The sequence below is a fragment of the Rathayibacter sp. AY1C4 genome, assembly GCF_002932195.1.
Lineage (GTDB): Bacteria > Actinomycetota > Actinomycetes > Actinomycetales > Microbacteriaceae > Rathayibacter.
Window position 1 is genome coordinate 1 of sequence record NZ_PSWE01000074.1, and the last position, 642, is coordinate 642.

Below are 642 nucleotides of genomic sequence, written 5' to 3' on the forward strand. Positions count from 1 at the left end.
GGGTCGCGTTCGCCTAGCGCGATCCGCTGGGACGCGGATCGTGCGTTCGGCGGTGCGGGGGCGCGCCGGGAGGGCGGCTCGTCGCCGGCGAGACGGGCGCGGAAGGCTCGGTGCTCGGGCCGAGACGGGCGCGGACCGGCTCTCGAATAGACTGGCCCCTGCCATCAGCGGCGCCCTCGGGGGCCGCACGCAACGAGATTTCCGAGGGAGCACCGTGTCCGGGCATTCCAAGTGGGCCACGACCAAGCACCAGAAGGCGATCAAGGACTCGCGCCGCGCGAAGTCCTTCGCCAAGCTGATCAAGAACATCGAGGTGGCCGCCAAGATCGGCGGCGCCGACCTCTCCGGCAACCCGACGCTCGTCGACGCCGTGCAGAAGGCGAAGAAGACCTCGGTGCCGAACGACAACATCGACCGCGCGATCAAGCGGGGTGCCGGCCTCACCGGCGAGGTCATCGACTACACGACGATCATGTACGAGGCCTACGGCCCCAACGGCATCGCCCTGCTCGTCGAGTGCCTCACCGACAACAAGAACCGCGCCGCGGCGGACGTCCGCACCGCGATGACCCGCAACGGCGGCACCATGGCCGACCCGGGCAGCGTCGCGTACAACTTCGCGCGCAAGGGCGTCATCTCCGT

1 protein-coding gene is annotated in these 642 nt (G+C 69.8%); it reads left to right on the forward strand.

Annotated elements, in window-relative coordinates:
* Nucleotides 1–214 precede the first annotated feature (214 nt).
* On the forward strand, nt 215–642 hold a 428-nt coding region (locus tag C5C99_RS16680; RefSeq protein WP_146085542.1), incomplete at its 3' end, for a YebC/PmpR family DNA-binding transcriptional regulator.